This window comes from Novosphingobium sp. fls2-241-R2A-195 (genome assembly GCF_030209485.1).
GTDB lineage: Bacteria > Pseudomonadota > Alphaproteobacteria > Sphingomonadales > Sphingomonadaceae > Novosphingobium > Novosphingobium resinovorum.
The window spans coordinates 43,832-63,039 of sequence record NZ_JARVRY010000002.1 but is presented as its reverse complement, the minus strand read 5'-3'; the positions used below and the strand labels follow the sequence as shown (position 1 = coordinate 63,039).

The following is a 19,208-nucleotide window of genomic DNA, read 5'->3' as shown; positions in this document are numbered from 1 at the left end:
CTTACGAGGACGCCGGGGCCTTCTTCTTCGCCTTGGGCATCATCGCCTTGAGGTCGAACTTACCGAGCAGGGAAGGCTTGGCGGTGGCACCAGCTTCATCGCCGATGTCGGCGATGTCGCGGGCGAGATCGCGCAGCACCGCGCCGGACTTGGCCGCGCGGTTGGCATCTGCGAACGTCTGGCCCAGCTTCGCGGCCATCGACGCGGCCTTGAGGTCATAGGGAATCGACACGTCGATCTTTGTCTCGATCGAGGCTTCGAAGTCGGCCTTGCTGATCTCGGCAAGCGTCGCCTGAACCTTGTTGGCGACGATGATCACGCGGGTCTGCGGGGCATTGGCCTTGAACCAAGACAGCAGGCGGATGGTGTCGCGCGCCGAAGCCAGCGTCATCTCGGTCACCAGCACCGCGACGCCGAGGTCTGCTATGAGCTGCGGGAAGTTGATCAGCATGTTGCGCGGCATGTCAATCACGGTCATCTCGAACGCGGCGCGGAACTCTTCGGCCAGCTGCTGGAAGGCGGAGCCGTCGGTCAGCAGCGGCGCGTTGATCGGTGCCTCGGCGGAAAGGATCGCAAGGTTGTCGTTCGCACGGATCATCGCACGTTCGATGAACAGGCCGTCGATGCGGCTGGGGTTCTCGATCGCGTCGGTCAGGCCGCGGCCCGGCTCCAGGTCGAGGCACAGCGCCCCGGTGCCGAAATGGATGTCGAGGTCGAGCAGAGCGGTGGGCAGCTTGTGGTCAGTGCTGAACAGCCATGCCAGCGACGTGGCGATGGTCGAGGCGCCGACGCCGCCGCGCGTGCCGATTACGGCGGTCGAGACATGATGCTTGCCCGCCGCCACGTCATGCGTGCGCGGGGTCGAGAACACCGACTGCGCCTGCGCCAGCGCATCGCGCAGGGCGGCGGGCTGCAGCGGCTTGAGCAGGTAGTCGTGGATGCCGCTGGCGATGAGATCGCGGTAGAGGCGCACGTCGTTGACCTGGCCAACGGCGACGACGACCGTGCCCGGCTCGCAGACTTCGGCCAGAGCGTTGATGTCGCTCAGCGGGTCGCCGCTCTCCGACAGATCGACGAACAGGATGTTCGGGCTGGCCGCAATCGACAGCGACTGGACGGCATTGCGCAGGCCGCCCTTGTGGCACTTCTCAGGCTGCCAGCCCATCTCGATGGCGATGGGGCGCAGCACGTCGAGCGAAGCCTCGTCGCAGAGGAACGCGGCGAACTGGTCGCGGCCACTTGGACCGCCTGTCTTCCAGGGAGCGTTCATGGCCATCAGTTTTCCTTGCTGCCGGTCTGCGAGACCGAGTTGCCCTTGCCGGTCGTCCCGGCGGCGCGATAGGCACCGATCGCCTTGTTCGACGTCATCACTGCGGTCGATCCGGTGTCGGTCTGGCCGTGGATCAGGTCTTCCGGATTGGCGACCATGGCGGCGAGGTTGGAATTGACTGCGCAGCCGTAGTTGGTCGAGGTGGCGTTGCCGGGGTTGAAGTCGCTCTTGGCCGACCAGTCCGGGCAACCCGGGACATAAGCCTTGGAACGGCTGATGGTGATGCGGGCTGTGCCTGCCGGCACGGTGCCGGATGCCGCCGTGACTTCATCGATCACGACGCCGTAGCGATCCGCGACCGCCGCGATCGCGCCGCGGGTGGCGGCGCTCATATTCGGATCGTCGACTGCGATGCGATCGCCATACTTGAGGCCCATGGCGTCGAACCAACCGGCAAGGCGGGCCTGTTCACCATAGGCGAGGCCGGAGCCGCTGCTGGTCACGTCGATGCTGTAGTCCGATTTCTCGACCACCGGCTGGTGGACCGAATAGACCGAACGATTGGTCGGTACGCCGCCGCAGGCCGCCAGTGCGAGGCCGAGGCTGAGGCAGATTGCGGTACGGGCGAGAGTAGACTTGCGCATGATGGTCACCTTTCTCGCTTAGAAGCTGAAGCCGGGCTTGGCGGAGTTGTCGGAGCTGCGGCGGGTGCTACCGCCCTGGCTGGACGAGCCCGAGGGCGCCTTGGTCGCCTCGGGACGCTTCGCACCGCTGGCGCCGTCGCTGTCCATGTTGCCAAGCAGACGCTGCAGTTCGTTGGGCGAGTTGAAACCATCGGTCGGCAGCGCGATCTGCGAGGACGAATTCATCGGATTGACCAGATAGGGCGTCACGATGATGACCAGTTCGGTCTCGCCGCGCTTGTAGCTGGTCGAGCGGAACAGCGAGCCGAGGATCGGCAGGTCGCCAGCGCCCGGCATCTTCTGGATGGTGTTGGTCGCGCTGTTGCTGAGCAGGCCCGCGATCATGAAGCTCTGGCCCGAGCCCAGTTCCACGGTCGTCTCGGTGCGGCGCACGGTGAGGGCCGGGATTTCGTAGCCGTTGAGCGTAACGGCGCCTTCGCTCGAAAGCTCGGAAACCTCAGGGCGCACGCGCATCGAGATCCGGCCGTTGGCGAGCACCGTCGGGGTGTAGCTCAGGCTGACGCCGTACTTCTTGTACTCGATCGAGGTTGATCCCAGGCCCTGGCTAAGGGGAATCGGGAATTCACCGCCCGCGAGGAAGTCTGCCGTCTCGCCCGAGAGCGCGGTGAGGTTGGGCTGGGCCAGCGTGCTGACGAGGCCGATCGTCTCGCCCGCGTCGAGCGCGCCGAGCAGGTCGATGCCGAGCAGCTTGCCGCCGAGGCCCAGCGTGGTGCCGGTGGCGTTGGGCGTTATGGACGAGGCGCCGGTGCTTGCTTCGTCGCCAACGATGATCGGGCCGCCGTGCGTATACTGCGGGAACTTGCCCGAGCCCTGGCCGATCACGAACTTGGCGCCGGTAGAGGCGTCTGAGCTAGTGATGTTGACGCTCATGGATTTCACCAGCGAGCGGCTGACTTCGGCGATGCGGACCTGCAGGTTGACCTGCAGCGGCGTCGCGATGCGCAGGCGGCTGATGACGTTGGCTTCCTTGCCCGCGTAAGCCGTGACGAGGCGTTCGGCCTCTGCGGCGTCTTCGGGGTTCTTGATCGTGCCTGTCAGCAGAAAGGTGTTCGAGCCCATCGTCGAGACGCCGATCCGGGCGTCCGGTATGGCGAGACGCAGCATCGAATCGACGCTGTCGAGGTTGGAGCCCACGCGTACCGTACCCGACCAGACGACCGCGCCCGCCGCATTGCTGGCATAGACCGTGGTGGTGCCGCCGGCCTTGCCGAACACGTAGAACTGCTTTGCCGACTTCACCTGGACATCCGCGACCGCGTCGTTGGCGACGAATACGTCGGCCATCGAACCCGGAACGTTGACGAGCTGACCGCTGCCGATCGACAGGCTGACGTCCTGCGCCGGGTGAACGACCGAGGCGGTCTGGGCCTCGGCGGACGCGACGCTCACGGCGGCCAGCGACGGGACGGCAGTGGCGGCGATCAGTGCGGACTTGAGAAGACGCTGCTTCATCGAGATGCCCTCAAAGGGTGACGGACGGTACGTGGAGGCGGTCATCGTTACTTGCCCACCGGTTCTACGGTGGTTTCCTTGCCGCGAGTTACGCGGACCACGGGGCCAACATGGACCGGCGCTGCGGCCACCTGCGGCGCGGCACCGACGGCGGGAGCGGCCGGGGCCGGAGCGCCGCCGCCCTGTGCCGGGCGGCTCGAACGCTGGAAGCGCGAGACGTCGGCGCCCGTGACGTAGGTGGTGGCGCCGTCCATCGGGCGGTTCATGGCCTGGCTCATGAACTTCTCTTCCTGCTCGCGGGTCGCACCCTCGGGCAACTTCACGTCGCCGCTGGCGAGGATGCGGTCGAATTCGCCCTGGTTGTCGGAGATCGCGCGCAGCGACAGGCTGAGCGTGCCGATGGTCTGCGCGACGGCGACCTTCTCGGCGATGCGCGGGGTCACTTCGAGGGTGACGGTGCGGAAGCCCTGCACGACCGTCTTGCCATCCTCGACGGTGCTGGCGGTCGCCTGGTCCGTCGCGAGGACCCGCAGGTTGCGCAGGATCGTCTCGGCGGTGCGCAGCGAGTCGCCTTCGCCCTTCACGTCCTGCGTGAGGACGAGGTCGATGCGGTCGCCCGGGAAGACGAAGCCGCCGACGCCGGTGTCGGCCGAGACCGAGATGGTGACGGCGCGCATGCCCGGTCCGAGTGCGGCAGCCAGGAACCCGCGGTCGCCCGGCGCAACGAGCGCTCCTTGCGTCAGCGGCTGGCCGGCCGTGATCGGAAAGCGCACGACGGTGCCGAGCAGCTTGGTCATGTCGGCCTTGCCATCGACGTAATAGGCGTCCTGGACGAGGTTGTCCGGCCAGCTCTGGAAGGAGACCGAATCGGCGGTGATGATCGTGCCCACCGGCAGCGCGCGCTGGGCGACCAGCACCTTGGGGCCATTCTGGTCGGCAGCCGGAACGGCTCCGGCCTGCGGCGCGCCCCCGCCTGCGAACATCGTCCTCGCAGCAAATGCGGTGAAGGCTGCGACGAGCAGCGCAACCGCGAGCAGCACCACTTTCTTCCTGTCCATGGCTTGGAAAGCCCCTTAGCAAAATCCCCGAACTGTTCGGACTTATGAGGTAAATTGGTTAAGAACGGGTTCACCCCGTTGCTTGCGTAAACCGCGTTAGCTTCAGCCTGCGATTCCGGCGGAATGCGCGGCGCTGAGCGTCTGCGAACCCATCACCCACAGCGATGCGGCGGCGATGGCGATGCCGTACGGCACTTCGATTCGCGACTTCTGGCGACGCATGATGTGGCGCATCCCGAAGAGGAACAGGCCGAGCACCACCAGCACAGCGAGGGGGATCGCCCAAAGGCCCGGCAAGACCCCGGCGATGGCTTCCATGGTTGCGGGCTGCACCACCGGGCGATGCGTCGCGATGGCGAAGACGATGGCGCCTGCGCACCACACCCAGGCGAAGGCAACGAGCCCGGCGAGGGCATCGCGCAAGGCTTCCTTGCGCCCCGGCGTCATGTTGAACGCGGCCATCGCCAGCGAGGCGCCTCCGCCCAGCACCGCCATCAGCACGACCAGTTGCAGGAACGCGGCAGGCGAGAACCACAGCGCCAGCGCGGTCAGCAGCTTGACGTCGCCGCCGCCCATCTGGCCGATGGCGAAAAGCACGCAGGCCACCGCGAACGTCGCCGCCGCCAGCCCGATCTGCACGCCGATGTCGAAAGGGCCGAGCCCCATCGCCAGCCACCACAGCGGCGCGGCGAGCGCGATGCCCAGGTTCAGCCAGTTGTCGATGTGCCGAGCGCGCAAATCGGTGAACGCCGCGACAAGCAGCGCCGTTGCCAATGCGGCCAGCAGTGCGTAGGAAAATACAGCGCCCGTCATGCTTTTCATCCTATCGGATCGAGAGCGCTCTACCTCGGCAACCGCTACCAAATAGTAACCACGACATATCGATCACGAACCGGGGCTTCCCATCATAGTGACCTCCGCCGTCGAAAGTCTCGTCAAGTCCCCCGCGCGCCGGGCGATTCCCGCCGAAGCCCGCGAATCGCGCTGGGCCTTGCCCGATGGCCACCTGCTGCGCCGGATCGACTGGCAGGGCGGCAGGCGCGGCTCGATCCTGTTCATGCCCGGGCGCGGCGACGCTTACGAGAAATGGCTGGAAACCCTCGACGGCTGGCACCGCGAGGGCTGGAACGTTACTTCGGCCGACTGGCGCGGGCAGGCGGGTTCGGGCCGCCTCGGCCGCGATGCGGCGACGGGCCACGTGCCCGACTTCGCGCTCTGGGTGAAGGATTACGCCGCGCTCTATGCCGACTGGGCCGCCTCGACGCCGGGACCGCACATTGCCGTTGCGCATTCGATGGGCGGGCAGATCGTGCTGCGCGCGGTGGCCGAAGGCGTCGTGCGGCCCGACGCGCTGGTGCTCTCCGCACCGATGCTGGGCATCCACCCGACGTGGATTCCGGCAGGCGTGCTGCACCGGGTCGCGCGGGGCATCGTGCGGCTCGGCGATCCGCGCCGCCCGGCATGGAAAGGCGGCGAGAAGCCCGGCGCCCAGCCGAAGGCCCGCAGCCTGCTGCTCACTCACGACGAGAGCCGCTACGATGACGAGGACTGGTGGCGCCGCAAGCGCCCCGTCATCGGCATGGGCGCGGCCAGCTGGGGCTGGATAGAACGCGCGCTAGCCTCGATCCGTTCGCTGGAACGCCCCGGCGTGCTGGAGGCGGTGGAGATGCCGGTGCTGCTTCTGGGCACCAGCATCGACGGCCTCGTCTCCTGGCGCGCGATCCGCCGCGCGGCCGCGCGCTTGCCGCATGGTGAACTCGTGGCCTTCGGGTCCGAGTGCCGCCACGAAATCCTGCGCGAAGTCGATCCGGTGCGCACTCGTGCGCTCGATGCCATCAGGGACTTTCTCGATCGCCGTGCCCCCGCTAGGGGCTGACCGCGATGGAAGCAGCGTTCGATATCGTCGTCGTCGGGGCCGGCATGGCCGGGGCATCTCTGGCCGCGGCCATCGGCACGCGCGCAAGGTTGCTCATGCTGGAGGCCGAGGAGCGCCCCGGCTACCACGCCACCGGCCGCTCCGCCGCGTTCTGGACCGAGAGTTACGGTGGCCCCGGCGTCCAGCCGCTGACCACCGCCTCCGGGCCGGCCCTGCGCGAACTCGGCGTCCTGACCCCGCGCGGCGCGCTGACGCTCGGCCGGGCCGGGCAGGAACGGGAAGTCGAACTTTTCGCAGAGCGCTACCGTGCCGCAGGGGTGGAAATGCACCTGCTGAGCCGTGCGGAGATCGTCGCCCGCGTGCCCGGCCTGCGCTCCGAATGGATCTGCGGCGCACTGGAGCCGAGCACGTGCGACATCGACGTGGCCTCTCTTCATCAGCACTACCTTGCTGCGGCTCGCCGCGCAGGTGTTGAGTTGCAGAGCCGCGCCGGACTGACGGCGGCGCAGCGCAACGCCGATGGCTGGGCGCTGACGCTCGCGGACGGGCGGCAGGTGCAGGCGGGCGTGCTGGTGAACGCGGCCGGAGCCTGGGCGGACGGTGTGGCGCGGCTGGCGGGGATCGCCCCGCTCGGCATCGCGCCCTATCGCCGCACGATCGCGCAAGTCGCCGTCGCCGCCGATGTGCCTGACGACCTGCCGCTGGTCCTCGACGTGGCGGAGACGTTCTACTTCAAGCCCGAGAGCGGCCGCCTCTGGCTCAGCCCGCATGACGAGACGCCGAGTGCGCCGTGCGACGCCGCGCCCGAGGAGATCGACGTGGCTCTCGCGGTCGACCGCTTCGAGCATGTCGTCGACTGGGCAGTCGAGCGGGTGGAGCATCGCTGGGCGGGCCTGCGCTCGTTCGCGCCGGATCGCCTGCCGGTCTACGGCTTCGCGCCCGGTGACGGTGCTTTCTTCTGGTTCGCCGGGCAGGGCGGGTTTGGCATCCAGACTGCGCCCGCCGCCGCCGATCTGGGCGCGCGGCTGCTGATGGGCGAGGCGCCGGGCGAGGTCGATCCGGCTCCGTTCGCGCCGGGTCGCTTCGGCTGAGTTCGACCTTCGCGGCGCTTGCGTCCATGCGCGCAAATTGCTCATCTGCGGCTGGGAAATGACACCCGCATGGAGAGTCGCAAATGGCCCACCGTTTCGAAATCCGGAAGAACAAGGCCGGAGAGTTCGTCGCGTACTTCTGCTATAACTCCGAGACCATGTTCTGGACCGAAGGCTATTCCAGCAAGGCCAGCGCGAAAAGCGCGATCGAATCGCTCAAGAAGAACGGCCCGGCTGCCGAAGTGGTCGATACGACCACCGACTGAGCATCATTCCGCGTTCGGGGCGTCCGGGGAGCCTTGTGGCACCTTGCGCCCCGGCGCGACGAAGTGCCAGGCGAGCAGCACCGGTTCCAGTACCGCCATGCCGACGAACACGCTCAGCAGGCGCTGCGCAGCGGGGCCGGCAGCGGCATGCTCATAGCTGTCGGGCACCAGCACGACCAGCACCGCCAGCGTGAACTGCAGGCCAAGGTAAGTGACCTTGGGCAGACCGTTCTCGATATGACGGCCGATGACAATGCCGAGGCAGGTGCCGGCGATGAGCACCGGTGCGCTTCCTTGCGCCAGAAGCAGCACGACCAGCGCCAGCCCGCCGCCCGCGATACATCCGAGCGCGCGCTGGAACAGCCGCCGGGATACGGGGACGAAGCCGCTGGCGCCGATCCCGGCGACCGGCACGATCATCACCGCCATGATCGTCACTGCTGCCTGCGGTAGCTCGGGCAGGTCGAAAAGCGCATGAAGCAGGGGCAGCATCGCGATCGCAAGCCCCGCCTGCGAGGCATGGCGCGCCGCGTGAGGGTGCCAGCGCATCCGTTCCGGCGGGGCCTTGCGATCCATCCACCAGCGCTTGCCCGTCAATGCGCCCGCAGCCAGGCTGACCAACGTGCAGGCGACCGTGCCCGCGACGACTTCCAGCAGGCGCGTCTGGGCGAAGTGGATAGTGTCGAGGTCCGGCCGCTCGATCTTGTCGAACAGGATCATCTCGAAGGTCAGGCCGAACAGCAGCCAGGCGTAAGCGCGCCGCGCCGTCAACATCCCGTAGAGACCGATCGCGCCGACCAGTTCGGCTGCGATCATCGTCAGGGGCAGGGAATGGGCCGCATAAGGCACCACCAGCAGTGCAAGGCCCGAGCCTATCGCCGTGCCGACGATCCGCATCACCCCGCGCACGAGCGTCTCCGCCACGTCGCTCTTGAGTAGGACGAAGGCGCTGAAAGCTGCCCATGACACCATCTCCGCGCCGATGGCACGGGCGATGACGATCGCCAGCAATACGGAGGCGACGCAGGCCCACTCGTCCGCCATGCGCGGGCCGGGGGTGACGAGCGCGCGGATTTCGGTCTTCAGGATCGGGGGAAGAGAGAGCATCGCGGTGACCTTAGAAAACCCACCCCGCTGCGACTAGGCGATAAATCGCCAAATCTCGCGACCCTCCCGCAAGCGGGAGGGCAAGTTCATGCCTCCCCTCCCGCAAGCGGGATGGGCCGGGGATGGGCCTTCGCTTTGCGTTAAACCGCCGCCTTCGCCGCGTCGCTCGCCAGCTTGTCGACGCGCTCGTTCTCGGCATGGCCGCTGTGGCCGCGCACCCATTGCCATTCGACCTTGTGGCGACCGGCGGCCTCGATCAGATCGTGCCACAAGTCGGCATTGCGGACCGGCTGCTTGCTCGCGTTGATCCAGCCCTTCTTCTTCCAGCCGTGGACCCACTTGGTGATCCCGTCGATGACGTACTTGCTGTCGGTGAAGAGGGTGACGTCGCAAGGCTCGATCAGGGCGCTCAGGCCCTTGATCGCGGCCGTCATCTCCATGCGGTTGTTGGTGGTGTCGGGCTCGCCGCCCGACATCTCCTTCTCGTGCGGACCCATGCGCAGCAGCACGCCCCAGCCGCCAGGGCCGGGATTGCCCTTGCAGGCGCCGTCGGTGAAGATCTCGACCTGCTTCATGCGAATACTCCCGCATTTTCCGGGTTCGCGTAGAAATCCAGACGCCGGGCGAAGGCCATCGGGTCCTTGGGCGTCACGAGCGCATCGGCAGGCGTATTGAGCCAGTCGTAGGCCCGTGTCGCCAGGAAGCGCATCGCTGCTCCCCGCGCCAGCAGCGGCAGCGCCGCGCACTCGGCCCCGCTGAGCGGGCGCACCGCGACATAGCCCTCGAGGAGAGCGCGGGAGAGCGCCGGGTCGAACCGGGCGCCGTCGGAACTGAAGCACCATGCCGCGTGTGTCACCGCGACATCGTAAGCGAACAGGTCGGTGCAGGCGAAGTAGAAGTCGATGAGTCCTGTAACCTTGTCGCCGAGCATCAGGACGTTGTCGGGAAACAGGTCGGCATGGATCACGCCGCGCGGCAGATCGGCGGGCCACTCGGCGGCCAGCAGCGCCAGTTCGCGCTCGACGATTCGGCCAAGTTCAGGGTGGATCGATTCAAGCGCCTCGCGCCCGCAATCCTTGAGCAGTTGCTGCCAGGCCGGGAGCGCCAGCGAGTTCTCGCGCGATGCGGGGAAGTCCGCCGCCGCCAGATGGATCTGCGCGAGCGCTCCGCCGACCGCACGGGCCTGCTCGGGCGTTGGCTCGGAGACCGAAACGCCGGGCAGGAACTCGATCAGCGCGAGCGCCTTGTCGCCCTCGGGCGTGCGGTGCAGGCGGTGGCTGGCGCCCTCGCAGTCGTGCATGGTGCGGGCGACGGGCGCGCCGTGCGCGGCGAGGTGATCGAGCAGATCGAGGAAGAACGGCAGATCCGCGATCTCGGTGCGGCTCTCGAACATCGTCAGGATGAAGCGGCGCGCGGTTCCGGCCTGCTCGGTCTCGATCAGCCAGTTGCTGTTCGAGACGCCCTCAGCGATGCCCTTGGCGGACGTCAGCGTGCCGACGTCGAACGCGGCGATGATCCCGGCCATCTCTTCGGCGCCGAGCCTTGTGTAGACTGCCATGGTTCAGCGGGCCAGCTGGCGGGGGAGCTTGAAGGTCATGTGCTCGCGTTCGGTGACGATTTCCTCGGCCGCGACGGTGCGCAACTCCTTGATGCGGGCGATCACTTCGTTGACCAGTTCCTCGGGCGCGGAAGCCCCTGCGGTGAGGCCGACGGTGGCGATGCCTTCCAGCCATGCCGGATCGATCTCGGTCGCGCGCTGGATCATGTGTGCAGGCGTGCCCCAACGCTCGGCGACTTCGACGAGGCGCAGGGAGTTGCTGCTCTTGGGCGAGCCGATCACGATCACAAGTTCGCACTGCGGCGCGATCTGCTTGACCGCCGCCTGCCGGTTGGAGGTGGCGTAGCAGATGTCCTCGGCCTTGGGCGCGACGACTTGCGGGAAGCGCGCCTCGATCGCCTTGATGATGGCGTGGGTGTCGTCGACCGAAAGCGTCGTCTGCGAGAGGTAGGAAAGCTCGGTGCCGGGCGCGAATTCCAGCGCGGCGACGTCCTCGACAGTCTCCACCAGCGTCATGTTGCCTTCGGGGACCTGGCCGAAAGTGCCGATGACCTCCGGGTGCCCGGCGTGGCCGATGAACAGGATGTGGCGCCCGGCCTCGATCTGCCGCTCGGCCTGGCGGTGGACTTTGCTGACCAGCGGGCAGGTGGCGTCGAGCCATTCCAACCCGCGCGCACTGGCGGCTGCCGGGACCGACTTGGGCACGCCGTGAGCGCTGAAGATCACCGGCACGCCGTCCGGGACTTCGTCCAGTTCCTCGACGAAAACGGCGCCTTTTGCCTTGAGGCTGTCGACCACGAACTTGTTATGGACGATCTCGTGGCGCACGTAGACGGGCGCGCCGTAAAGCTCGATCGCACGCTCGACGATCTCGATGGCGCGGTCTACCCCGGCGCAGAAGCCGCGCGGGGCGGCGATCAGGAGGCGGATCGGGCTGTCGGCGGCACTCGCCGTCGTGGACTGAAAGGGCGCGTTCATGTTCGTCCCCCTAGCGCTTTGCCGCGCGCCTCGCTAGGGCAAGCGCACGCCATTCGAGGAAGTTCACGATGAATGCACGCCGCCTGACCGCTACTGTCCTGTGCTCCGCCGCCGCGATGACCGCGCTGAGCGGGTGCAAGACCAAGGGCGAGATCGTGGTCGATCAGGGCGTCGGCATCACCGCCGTGCGCTCGAAGTGCCCGGCGGTCGGCATTCCCGACTACACCGGCGACATGACGCTCTTCCGCGGCCCCGCCAAGACCGCCGACGCGATCGATGTCACGGCTGCGATGACCCAGGTGCGCGCACAGTGCGACGAAGCCGTGGGCGAGAAGGTGACGTCGACGGTGACTTTCCAGGTTCTCGGCCGCCGCACCGACACTGCGGGCGCGCGTCAGGTGACCCTGCCGTTCTTCGTGAGCGTGCTGCAGGGCGGCAGCTCGGTAATCTCCAAGCGCGTGGGCAACGTGACGCTCAACTTCGCGGACGGGCAGGCCCGCGCACAGGCGAACGTCAGCACCAACGCCTTCATCGACCGCGCCGCCGCGACGCTGCCCGACGAGATTCGCGACCGCATCACCCGCAAGCGCAAGGCCGGCGACACCGACGCTGCCGTCGATCCGCTGTCCGAGCCCGAGGTCAAGGCTGCGGTCGCCCGCGCTTCGTTCGAAGTGCTGGTCGGCTTCCAGCTCGACGAAGGCCAGCTGGCCTACAACGCGACGCGTTGAGGGTGTGGCTGGGGCGTGTGCCCCGCCTGTTTCGTCATTGCAAGCGAAGCGAAGCAACCCATGGCAGCGCCACGCCGTCCTGGGTTGCTTCGCTTCGCTTGCAAATGATGCACTTATGGCGATGGATCGTTTACGACCCCGACCGCGCCGTTTCTATCGCTGTCCGTGCGGCCGCAGCCATGCGCTTGCGGTCGGTGCGATCCTCGGATGAGAGCGGTGGCAGGAAGTTAAGCGTCAGGTCCACCGGCCGCCAGCGCGCCAGAATGGCGAGAGCATTATCGAGCCCCGGCTCTTCGCCCACCCAGGCCACCGCGCGGGTTTCCACGCCGTAGTCGAGCCACACCGGCTGGACGGGAATATCCGAATCGCCCTCGATCGCGGACAGCAGCGAGGACTTGAATGCCAGCGTGCCGGTTCCGTCCGAAGTCGTGCCTTCGGGGAAGATCGTCAGTGCGCCGGTATCGCTCAGCGCGGCGCGAACCTGCTCGATTTGAGCGGAGACACTGCGGCGTTCGTGTCGGGCGACGAAGACGGTGTCGTTCATTTCGCACAGCCAGCGCAGCGGGCCGATCTGCGCGAGGCCGTCATGGGCGACGAAGGCGCTGCCGGTGCGCCCGGCGATGGCGAGGATGTCCAGCCAGCTGACGTGATTGGCGAGGAAGAAGGTGCGCCGGGCCGGCTGGGCGCCGCGAACCTGCACGCGCAGGCCGGCGATGGCGCCCACCCCGCGAAGGAACCGGCGCGGGACAGGGTTGCGCGCAGTGAACGGCGCGAAGGCATAGTAAAGCGCCACGCTCGCCACCAGCAATGCCAGCATGGCGGCGAGGCGCAGCGCGATCAGCGGCCAGCCCCAGGCCGCGATACGGCGGTCGGCGAGGGGCATGGCGGTAGTCATGGGATCAGCGGCGCGGAGTGGTCTCGCCATCCTCGCGGTCGAGGCGGACGCCGTAGAGTTCCATGCGATGGTCGACGAGGCGGTAGCCCAGGCGCTCGGCGATCTGGCGCTGCAGGGCTTCCAACTCGGGATCGACGAATTCGATGACCTGGCCGCTCTCGACGTCGATCATGTGATCGTGGTGGGCCTCGGGCGCGGCTTCATAGCGGGCGCGGCCGTCGCCGAAGTCGTGGCGATCGAGGATGCCTGCCTCTTCGAACAGGCGCACGGTGCGGTAGACCGTGGCGATCGAGATGCCGGGGTCGATCGCGGTCGCACGTTCGTGCAGCTTTTCGACGTCGGGGTGGTCGGTGCTTTCCGAAAGGACCTTGGCGATCACGCGACGCTGTTCGGTGATGCGCAGGCCACGCTCGGCGCAGAGGGCTTCGATGTCGATGGGTTGGTTCACGGTGGACCTGTAAGTAAAGAAGAAGGCGCACCGCCTAGATAAGGCGATGCGCCTGCAATCACAACCGAGTTGGACGGTCGGTTACCGGGCCCTGGCAATCGATCGCACCCTTTGTCCCCGGAAAATCGAATTTCCGTAACGCGAGTGCGGGTGCGTCGGAGGTCAGGCCTCGGGTGACCGCCTGGAAAACGTCAGGCTGCGGCGGTCTTGGGCTTGCGGCCGCGACGCACGTTCGACTTGCGGCCCAAGCCGATCTTCTTCGCCAGTTCGCGGCGCTTTTCGGCATAGTTGGGGGCGACCATCGGATAATCGGCGGGCAGGTTCCAGCGCGCGCGGTAGTCTTCCGGGGTCATGTTGTAGTGCGTCATGAGGTGGCGCTTGAGCATCTTGAGCTTCTTGCCGTCTTCAAGGCACACGATATAGTCGGGCTTGACCGAGGCGCGGATCGAAACGGCGGGCTCGGGCTTCTCTTCCTCGACCACCGGGGCGCCGCCGAGGCCGGCGAGGGCACCGTAGACGTTGGTGATAAGAGTGGGAAGATCTTCGACCGAGACGCTGTTGTTGCTGACGTGCGCGGCGACGATGTCCGACGCGAGCGTGATCAGCGTCTCGTTCAGGTCGGTCTGGATGGTTTCCATTTCTTCTACGTCCTTTGGTGCGACCAAGTTATTCATACGGCAAACCTTTGCAGGTCTCCTGTGCGACGCAATGAACGATTTTCACGACGAGTGCAAGTTCGATTCAAAGTTGCACGTGACTTGCATTAATCGATTTCTGAATGAAAAGGGTCGCTTCGGCCCTATTTCAACCGATGTCGCAGGCAAATGTAACAGCGTCGAGCCGCTGACCGCTTGGGGTGCGATAGTATTCGCGTCTTTCGCCAATTGGGTAAAAGCCGAAATTTCTGTAAAGTGTTTCGGCGGGATTACCTCTTCTCATTTCCAGAAGCAGCCGATGCGCGCCGCGACTGATAGCACCGATGCGAAGGTTTTGGAGAAGTGCACGCCCAAGTCCTTGCCCACGACTTTCGGGGGTAACGGCAAGGAGCAGAAGTTCTTCTTCTTCAAATCCGGTGCGCGACAAGAAAAAACCCGCAGCCGATTCGCTTTCGTCCGGTGTGTGACCTTGAGCACACAAGACTTCGTAATGGCAGTTCCCGAACTTCAGCGCGTCCTCGACTTGGCGGCGATTCCACGCTTCGCCGTAGACCGGGTCGAACGATGCGGTCATGACCGCCATGATCCGGTCGATATCGTCGATCATGCCGCCCCCGCAGGCAACTTGGCATCGGGCCCGCGTCCGTAGAGCGGATGAGTCTCCGTCAGCAGCGCCGTCTCGGGCAGGAGCAGAAAAGCGCGCGCGTCGGGAAGCAGGGGCAATGCCCGCCCGGAGCCTCGCGCCGCGATCAGTGCCTGCGCCTGGCTGCCGACAACGAGTTCTTCGGTCACCAAAGCGGCGGCGGCATCAGGGCGCAGCGAGGCGAGGGCGTGTGTGCCGGTGCCGTCGGCGGCGAAGCTCTCGACGAACCATTCGCCGTGCCCGCCCGAGGTGGCGACGGCAAGCGGCCGGTTCCCTTCGCTGCCGCGGGCCATGGCTGCGACGAGGGCCAGCGTGGGGTAGCCGACTGTGCTCGCTCCCCATGCCAACGCGAGTGCGCGAGCGGTGGCGAGGCCGACGCGCACGCCGGTGAAGCTGCCGGGGCCGAGCGCGACGGCGATGCGGTTCGCGCGACCCTTGCCGGGCAAGGCGGCGATCATCGGCACCAGCGCCTCGGCATGGCCGCGCCCGAGCAGGCGATATTCACCCGCGACGAGGGTATCGCCCGAGAAGAGCGCGACCGAACAGGCGTCGGTCGCGCTGTCGATCACCAGGGTGGAGGCGGCCGTCACGCGAATATCCCGCGCCGCGTCGTCATCGCGCCGTTCAGGCCGCGCGGACTTCGCTGACTTCGGGGACGTAGTGCTTGAGCAGGCTTTCGATGCCATGCTTGAGCGTCGCCGATGAGGACGGACAGCCCGAGCAGGCGCCCTGCATCGAGAGGTAGACGACGCCTTCGCGGAAACCGCGGTAAATGATGTCGCCGCCATCGTTGGCGACGGCCGGGCGCACGCGGCTTTCGATCAGGTCCTTGATCTGGGCGACGATGTCGGCGTCGGCCGGGTCGTCGCCATAATCCTCGTCCTCGGCCGGCACCGAGAAACCGCTGGCGTCGCCGCCGGTGAACAGAGGGGCTTCCGAAACGAAATGGTCGAGCAGAATCGCGACCACCTGCGGGCGCAGCGAGGGCCACTCGACGCCGGGCGCCGCCGTAACCGCGATGAAGCTGCCGCCGAAGAACACGCTGACCACGTCACCGAGGTCGAACAGCGCCTGTGCCAGCGGCGAGGTTTCCGCATCCTCGGGCGAAAGGAATTCGCGCGTGCCCGAAGTCATGACCTGCCGGCCCGGCAGGAACTTGAGCGTCGAGGGGTTGGGCGTTGCTTCGGTTTCTATGAACATGATGATTGCGATTTAGGTGAAGTGTCGGAAGGGTCAAGGGCGCAAGGGCCATGAAAGCGGCGAAACGAGCGGCGAAATGACGGCGCTATTCACTGGCCCTTAAGGAGAGGCCTCCCTATACCTTGCGTAATGACGACCTCCCCGCGCGCCGCTCGCTCGCTCGCCTGCCTGCTTCTCCTTGCCCAGGCTCCGATTCCGCTCCTGCTGGTGCCGGAGGCGCAGGCGCAAACCGCGCAGCCTCAGTCGGTGCCCGATACTGCGCCGATCGTGGCCCCCTCGGTCGGCCAGGCCGATCCGTGGCTCTATCGCGGCAGCGACATTCCGCATGATCCGGAATGGCACTTCGGCGAACTGCCCAATGGCATCAAGTATGCGGTGCGCAAGAACGGGGTGCCGCCGGGCCAGGTCTCGATCCGCATCCGCGTCGATGCCGGTTCGCTCTACGAGACCGATGGCGAGCGCGGCTATGCGCATTTGCTGGAGCACATGCTGTTCCGCCAGTCCAAGTACATCCCCGAGGGAACTGCGATCGCGGCGTTCCAGCGCCTCGGGGCGACTTTCGGCAGCGATACCAATGCGGTGACTTCCACTACGCAGACCGTGTTCAAGCTCGACCTGCCCAATGCCACGCCGACTTCGCTGGACGAGACGTTCAAGCTGATGAGCGGCATGGTCACCGCGCCGACGCTCTCGGCCTCGAACCTCAAGCAGGACCTGCCGATCGTCCTGTCAGAAATGCGTGAGCGGGGCGGGGCCTCCAAGCGCGTGTCTGACGCGATGCAGAAGGTGCTCTATGCCGGGCAGCCGCTGGCCAACCGGGAGCCGATCGGCACGCTCGAATCGCTGACTTCGGCGACGCCGCAAAGTGTGCGGGCGTTCTATTCGCGCTGGTATCGCCCGGACAACGTGGCGGTGATCGTCGCCGGTGACGTCGATCCTGCGATGCTGGAAAGCTACGTCAAGAAGTGGTTCACCGACTGGAAGGTGCCCGGTCCCAAGGCTGTGGCCCCCAGCTTCGGCGATCCCGAGGCACCTGCGGGCGCCGATCCGAAGAACCCGGTGGGCGAGACTCGCGTGCTGGTCGAACCCGACCTGCCGCCCTCGCTGATGTACGCTGTGCTGCGCCCGTGGCGGCAGGTGATTGACAACATTCCCTACAACCAGGGCCTGATGACCGATGCGCTGGCTCAGGCGATCATCAATCGCCGCCTTGAATCCAAGGCGCGGGCAGGGGGCAGCTTCCTGTCGGCCTCGGTCAATCAGGACGATGTCGCGCGCTCGGCGGACGCAACCTTCGTGTCGGTAACGCCGCTGGGTGATGACTGGCAGGCCAGCCTTCGCGACGTGCGCGCGGTGATCGCCGATGCACTCACTCGCGCGCCGACGCAGGCGGAGATCGACCGCGAGGCTGCCGAGATGGAAGTCGCTTTCCAGGTCCCGGTCGAGCAGCAGCGCATCCTGCCCGGCAGCAAGATCGCCGACGACCTCGTCAACGCGCTCGACATCCGCGAGACGGTGGCCGCGCCGCAGGACGTGCTGGACATCTTCCGCAAGTCGAAGCCGCTGTTCACTCCGCAGGCGGTGCTGGAGCACACCCGCAAGCTGTTCACCGGCAACGTCACCCGCGCGCTGTTTACGGTCCAGAAGGACGGCGCCGCCACCGACAAGGCGTTGCAGCTTGCGCTCGCCGAGCCGGTCAAGGCCGACGCCAGCGTGCGGACCGCACTCAAGCCGATCTCGTTTGAGAAGCTGCCCGCGATCGGCGCGGCCAGGAAGGCCGTCAGCGACGTGCCGACCGGCCTCCTCGAAATCGAGGAACTGACTTTTGCCAACGGCGTGAAGGCGATGCTGTGGCCTGTGGTCGAGGAGCCGGGCCGCGTCATGGTCAAGGCGCGCTTTGGCGGCGGCTACCGCTCGATCGACCCGAAGGATGCGGCCTACATCACGCTGGGTAACTATGCGCTGGTCGGCTCGGGCCTTGCCACTTTGGGGCAGGACGATCTCGATCGCATCTCCACCGGCCGCAAGATGGGCTTCGACTTCGAGGTGCAGGACGCCTCGTTCCAGCTCTCCGCAGAGACGCGCCCGTCGGACCTTGCCGATCAGCTCTACCTGTTCGCGGCCAAGCTGGACCTGCCCAAGTGGGACGTCGCGCCCTTCACCCGCGCCAAGGCCGCGGCGGCAATCCAGTACGCCACGTTCAACACCTCGCCGCAGGGCGTGCTGAACCGCGACCTGCAGTTCTACCAGCGTGGTCAGGACAAGCGCTTCGCCACTCCGACGCCCGACCAGATCGAGGCGACGACGGCGGACGGTTTCAAGCGCGTCTGGAGCAAGGCGCTCAAGGAAGGCCCCGTCGAAGTCCAGATCTTCGGCGACTTCGACAAGACCGCCGCCATCGCCGCACTGGAGAAGACCTTCGGTGCGCTCAAGTCCCGCCAGCCGATGCCGGTGACTGCGACGGCGGCAAAGATGGACGTGCCGCAGCCCTCGGACAAGCCGATCGAACTGATCCATCACGGCGACCCCGATCAGGCGGCGGCGGTCGTCTCGTGGCCGACCGGTGGCGGCTCGATGGGCATTCGCGAATCGCGCCAGCTGGAAATCCTCACGCAGTTGTTCACCAATCGCCTGATGAACGCGGTGCGTGAGAAGCTGGGCGTGTCCTATGCGCCTTACGTCTACTCGCAGTGGCCGGTGGACCTTGCCGCAGGCGGCTCGATCACGGCGGTGGCGCAGGTCGATCCCAAGTCGGTGCCGGTGTTCTTCCAGACCGCCGACGAGATCGCGCAGGACCTCATCGCCAACCCGCCCACGGCGGACGAGCTGGCGCTCGTCACCGAGCCGCTGCGCCAGCAGGTGACCCGCGCGGCGTCGAGCACCTCGTTCTTCATGAGCCAGCTCGAAGGCGCGACGACCGATCCCACCCGCATCGGCACCGTCCGCTCGGTGCTGAGCGACTATACGGTGACCACCCCGCAGGCGATGCAGGCGCTGGCGGCGCGCTACCTCGGCCGCGACCATTCGTGGCGGCTTGAGGTCATGCCCGAGGGCAAGGAAGGCGGCGTGGCGGGGAAGTAAGTAGAAGCCCACCCCCAGCCCCTCCCGCTTGCGGGAGGGGAGCAGAACGTATCGCCCTCCCGCTTGCGGGAGGGCCGCGAGACTTGGCGATTTATCGCCTAGTCACAGCGGGGTGGGCCTTTCTCATACCCATCACGCAACCGATCACCATGATCGCCAAACCCGGCTTTGCAAAAATTGCCGACAAGCGCTAAAGG

Annotated in this window: 20 protein-coding genes; 5 read left to right on the top strand and 15 right to left on the bottom strand. The window is 66.7% G+C overall.

Going from position 1 to position 19,208, the window contains the following annotated elements; translation table 11 throughout:
* Position 1: 1 nt before the first annotated feature.
* The 5 genes from QRN25_RS01070 to QRN25_RS01050 all read right to left on the bottom strand — a co-directional run bounded on the left by QRN25_RS01070 (position 2) and on the right by QRN25_RS01050 (position 5,297).
* Positions 2-1,270, bottom strand: coding sequence for a pilus assembly protein CpaE (locus QRN25_RS01070; RefSeq protein WP_285017210.1), 1,269 nt, complete (start codon positions 1,268-1,270; stop codon positions 2-4).
* 5 nt (positions 1,271-1,275) lie between these two features.
* Complete coding sequence (locus QRN25_RS01065) at positions 1,276-1,914, bottom strand: CpaD family pilus assembly protein (RefSeq protein WP_285016927.1); 639 nt, start codon at positions 1,912-1,914, stop codon at positions 1,276-1,278.
* A gap of 18 nt (positions 1,915-1,932) precedes the next feature.
* The gene (locus QRN25_RS01060) at positions 1,933-3,426 is read right to left on the bottom strand and encodes a type II and III secretion system protein family protein (protein ID WP_285016925.1); all 1,494 of its coding nucleotides are present in this window, start codon (positions 3,424-3,426) and stop codon (positions 1,933-1,935) included.
* A gap of 47 nt (positions 3,427-3,473) precedes the next feature.
* Positions 3,474-4,484 (bottom strand): Flp pilus assembly protein CpaB, encoded by a 1,011-nt coding sequence (cpaB, locus tag QRN25_RS01055; protein WP_285016924.1) that lies wholly within the window; start codon positions 4,482-4,484, stop codon positions 3,474-3,476.
* Positions 4,485-4,586: 102 nt separating this feature from the next.
* The gene (locus QRN25_RS01050) at positions 4,587-5,297 is read right to left on the bottom strand and encodes an A24 family peptidase (protein ID WP_285016922.1); all 711 of its coding nucleotides are present in this window, start codon (positions 5,295-5,297) and stop codon (positions 4,587-4,589) included.
* A gap of 97 nt (positions 5,298-5,394) precedes the next feature.
* On the opposite strand from QRN25_RS01050, the gene QRN25_RS01045 reads away from it, so the two are divergent.
* From QRN25_RS01045 to QRN25_RS01035, 3 genes are all read left to right on the top strand, one after another.
* Positions 5,395-6,360, top strand: coding sequence for an alpha/beta hydrolase (locus QRN25_RS01045; RefSeq protein WP_285016921.1), 966 nt, complete (start codon positions 5,395-5,397; stop codon positions 6,358-6,360).
* Between the two features lie 5 nt (positions 6,361-6,365).
* Positions 6,366-7,451 (top strand): NAD(P)/FAD-dependent oxidoreductase, encoded by a 1,086-nt coding sequence (locus tag QRN25_RS01040; protein ID WP_285016920.1) that lies wholly within the window; start codon positions 6,366-6,368, stop codon positions 7,449-7,451.
* Positions 7,452-7,534: 83 nt separating this feature from the next.
* Complete coding sequence (locus QRN25_RS01035; RefSeq protein WP_232494084.1) at positions 7,535-7,717, top strand: YegP family protein; 183 nt, start codon at positions 7,535-7,537, stop codon at positions 7,715-7,717.
* A 3-nt stretch (positions 7,718-7,720) separates the two neighbouring features.
* Here the strand turns inward: QRN25_RS01035 and QRN25_RS01030 are convergent, their stop codons facing one another.
* The 4 genes from QRN25_RS01030 to ispH form a co-directional block, all read right to left on the bottom strand.
* Positions 7,721-8,824 (bottom strand): FUSC family protein, encoded by a 1,104-nt coding sequence (locus tag QRN25_RS01030; RefSeq protein WP_285016917.1) that lies wholly within the window; start codon positions 8,822-8,824, stop codon positions 7,721-7,723.
* Positions 8,825-8,964: 140 nt separating this feature from the next.
* Positions 8,965-9,399: a ribonuclease HI gene (gene rnhA, locus QRN25_RS01025; protein WP_285016915.1), complete on the bottom strand. Its 435-nt coding sequence runs from the start codon at positions 9,397-9,399 to the stop codon at positions 8,965-8,967.
* On the bottom strand, positions 9,396-10,382 hold the full coding sequence (thrB, locus tag QRN25_RS01020; protein WP_285016913.1) for a homoserine kinase: 987 nt from the start codon (positions 10,380-10,382) through the stop codon (positions 9,396-9,398). Before thrB ends, rnhA begins: the two co-directional genes overlap by 4 nt.
* A gap of 3 nt (positions 10,383-10,385) precedes the next feature.
* Positions 10,386-11,360 carry a 4-hydroxy-3-methylbut-2-enyl diphosphate reductase gene (gene ispH, locus QRN25_RS01015; RefSeq protein ID WP_285016912.1) on the bottom strand — a complete coding sequence of 325 codons (975 nt, stop codon included), beginning with the start codon at positions 11,358-11,360 and terminating at the stop codon, positions 10,386-10,388.
* Positions 11,361-11,428: 68 nt separating this feature from the next.
* Between ispH and QRN25_RS01010 the strand changes: the two genes are divergently transcribed.
* Positions 11,429-12,088 (top strand): hypothetical protein, encoded by a 660-nt coding sequence (locus QRN25_RS01010; RefSeq protein WP_285016910.1) that lies wholly within the window; start codon positions 11,429-11,431, stop codon positions 12,086-12,088.
* 130 nt (positions 12,089-12,218) lie between these two features.
* Here the strand turns inward: QRN25_RS01010 and QRN25_RS01005 are convergent, their stop codons facing one another.
* The 6 genes from QRN25_RS01005 to QRN25_RS00980 all read right to left on the bottom strand — a co-directional run bounded on the left by QRN25_RS01005 (position 12,219) and on the right by QRN25_RS00980 (position 15,930).
* Positions 12,219-12,971 carry a lysophospholipid acyltransferase family protein gene (locus QRN25_RS01005; protein WP_285016908.1) on the bottom strand — a complete coding sequence of 251 codons (753 nt, stop codon included), beginning with the start codon at positions 12,969-12,971 and terminating at the stop codon, positions 12,219-12,221.
* Between the two features lie 16 nt (positions 12,972-12,987).
* The gene (locus QRN25_RS01000) at positions 12,988-13,431 is read right to left on the bottom strand and encodes a Fur family transcriptional regulator (RefSeq protein WP_008830356.1); all 444 of its coding nucleotides are present in this window, start codon (positions 13,429-13,431) and stop codon (positions 12,988-12,990) included.
* A 191-nt stretch (positions 13,432-13,622) separates the two neighbouring features.
* Positions 13,623-14,069, bottom strand: a complete 447-nt coding sequence (locus tag QRN25_RS00995) for a Ros/MucR family transcriptional regulator (RefSeq protein ID WP_271184758.1) — start codon at positions 14,067-14,069, stop codon at positions 13,623-13,625.
* Between the two features lie 166 nt (positions 14,070-14,235).
* On the bottom strand, positions 14,236-14,694 hold the full coding sequence (locus tag QRN25_RS00990; RefSeq protein ID WP_271184759.1) for a GNAT family N-acetyltransferase: 459 nt from the start codon (positions 14,692-14,694) through the stop codon (positions 14,236-14,238).
* The gene (gene tsaB / locus QRN25_RS00985) at positions 14,691-15,320 is read right to left on the bottom strand and encodes a tRNA (adenosine(37)-N6)-threonylcarbamoyltransferase complex dimerization subunit type 1 TsaB (protein WP_285016906.1); all 630 of its coding nucleotides are present in this window, start codon (positions 15,318-15,320) and stop codon (positions 14,691-14,693) included. The genes QRN25_RS00990 and tsaB overlap by 4 nt, the downstream gene beginning before the upstream one ends.
* A gap of 34 nt (positions 15,321-15,354) precedes the next feature.
* Positions 15,355-15,930, bottom strand: coding sequence for a NifU family protein (locus tag QRN25_RS00980; RefSeq protein ID WP_036523735.1), 576 nt, complete (start codon positions 15,928-15,930; stop codon positions 15,355-15,357).
* 129 nt (positions 15,931-16,059) lie between these two features.
* Between QRN25_RS00980 and QRN25_RS00975 the strand changes: the two genes are divergently transcribed.
* The gene (locus tag QRN25_RS00975) at positions 16,060-19,011 is read left to right on the top strand and encodes a M16 family metallopeptidase (RefSeq protein WP_285016904.1); all 2,952 of its coding nucleotides are present in this window, start codon (positions 16,060-16,062) and stop codon (positions 19,009-19,011) included.
* Positions 19,012-19,208 lie beyond the last annotated feature (197 nt).

What these genes read in the sequence shown, in the direction of transcription:
- QRN25_RS01070 (WP_285017210.1), bottom strand. Translation starts at nt 1,270, where the DNA reads ATGAACGCTCCCTGGAAGACAGGCGGTCCAAGTGGCCGCGACCAGTTC.
- QRN25_RS01065 (WP_285016927.1), bottom strand. Translation starts at nt 1,914, where the DNA reads ATGCGCAAGTCTACTCTCGCCCGTACCGCAATCTGCCTCAGCCTCGGC.
- QRN25_RS01060 (WP_285016925.1), bottom strand. Translation starts at nt 3,426, where the DNA reads ATGAAGCAGCGTCTTCTCAAGTCCGCACTGATCGCCGCCACTGCCGTC.
- cpaB (WP_285016924.1), bottom strand. Translation starts at nt 4,484, where the DNA reads ATGGACAGGAAGAAAGTGGTGCTGCTCGCGGTTGCGCTGCTCGTCGCA.
- QRN25_RS01050 (WP_285016922.1), bottom strand. Translation starts at nt 5,297, where the DNA reads ATGACGGGCGCTGTATTTTCCTACGCACTGCTGGCCGCATTGGCAACG.
- QRN25_RS01040 (WP_285016920.1), top strand. Translation starts at nt 6,366, where the DNA reads ATGGAAGCAGCGTTCGATATCGTCGTCGTCGGGGCCGGCATGGCCGGG.
- QRN25_RS01035 (WP_232494084.1), top strand. Translation starts at nt 7,535, where the DNA reads ATGGCCCACCGTTTCGAAATCCGGAAGAACAAGGCCGGAGAGTTCGTC.
- QRN25_RS01030 (WP_285016917.1), bottom strand. Translation starts at nt 8,824, where the DNA reads ATGCTCTCTCTTCCCCCGATCCTGAAGACCGAAATCCGCGCGCTCGTC.
- rnhA (WP_285016915.1), bottom strand. Translation starts at nt 9,399, where the DNA reads ATGAAGCAGGTCGAGATCTTCACCGACGGCGCCTGCAAGGGCAATCCC.
- thrB (WP_285016913.1), bottom strand. Translation starts at nt 10,382, where the DNA reads ATGGCAGTCTACACAAGGCTCGGCGCCGAAGAGATGGCCGGGATCATC.
- ispH (WP_285016912.1), bottom strand. Translation starts at nt 11,360, where the DNA reads ATGAACGCGCCCTTTCAGTCCACGACGGCGAGTGCCGCCGACAGCCCG.
- QRN25_RS01010 (WP_285016910.1), top strand. Translation starts at nt 11,429, where the DNA reads ATGAATGCACGCCGCCTGACCGCTACTGTCCTGTGCTCCGCCGCCGCG.
- QRN25_RS01005 (WP_285016908.1), bottom strand. Translation starts at nt 12,971, where the DNA reads ATGCCCCTCGCCGACCGCCGTATCGCGGCCTGGGGCTGGCCGCTGATC.
- QRN25_RS00995 (WP_271184758.1), bottom strand. Translation starts at nt 14,069, where the DNA reads ATGGAAACCATCCAGACCGACCTGAACGAGACGCTGATCACGCTCGCG.
- QRN25_RS00990 (WP_271184759.1), bottom strand. Translation starts at nt 14,694, where the DNA reads ATGATCGACGATATCGACCGGATCATGGCGGTCATGACCGCATCGTTC.
- QRN25_RS00980 (WP_036523735.1), bottom strand. Translation starts at nt 15,930, where the DNA reads ATGTTCATAGAAACCGAAGCAACGCCCAACCCCTCGACGCTCAAGTTC.
- QRN25_RS00975 (WP_285016904.1), top strand. Translation starts at nt 16,060, where the DNA reads ATGACGACCTCCCCGCGCGCCGCTCGCTCGCTCGCCTGCCTGCTTCTC.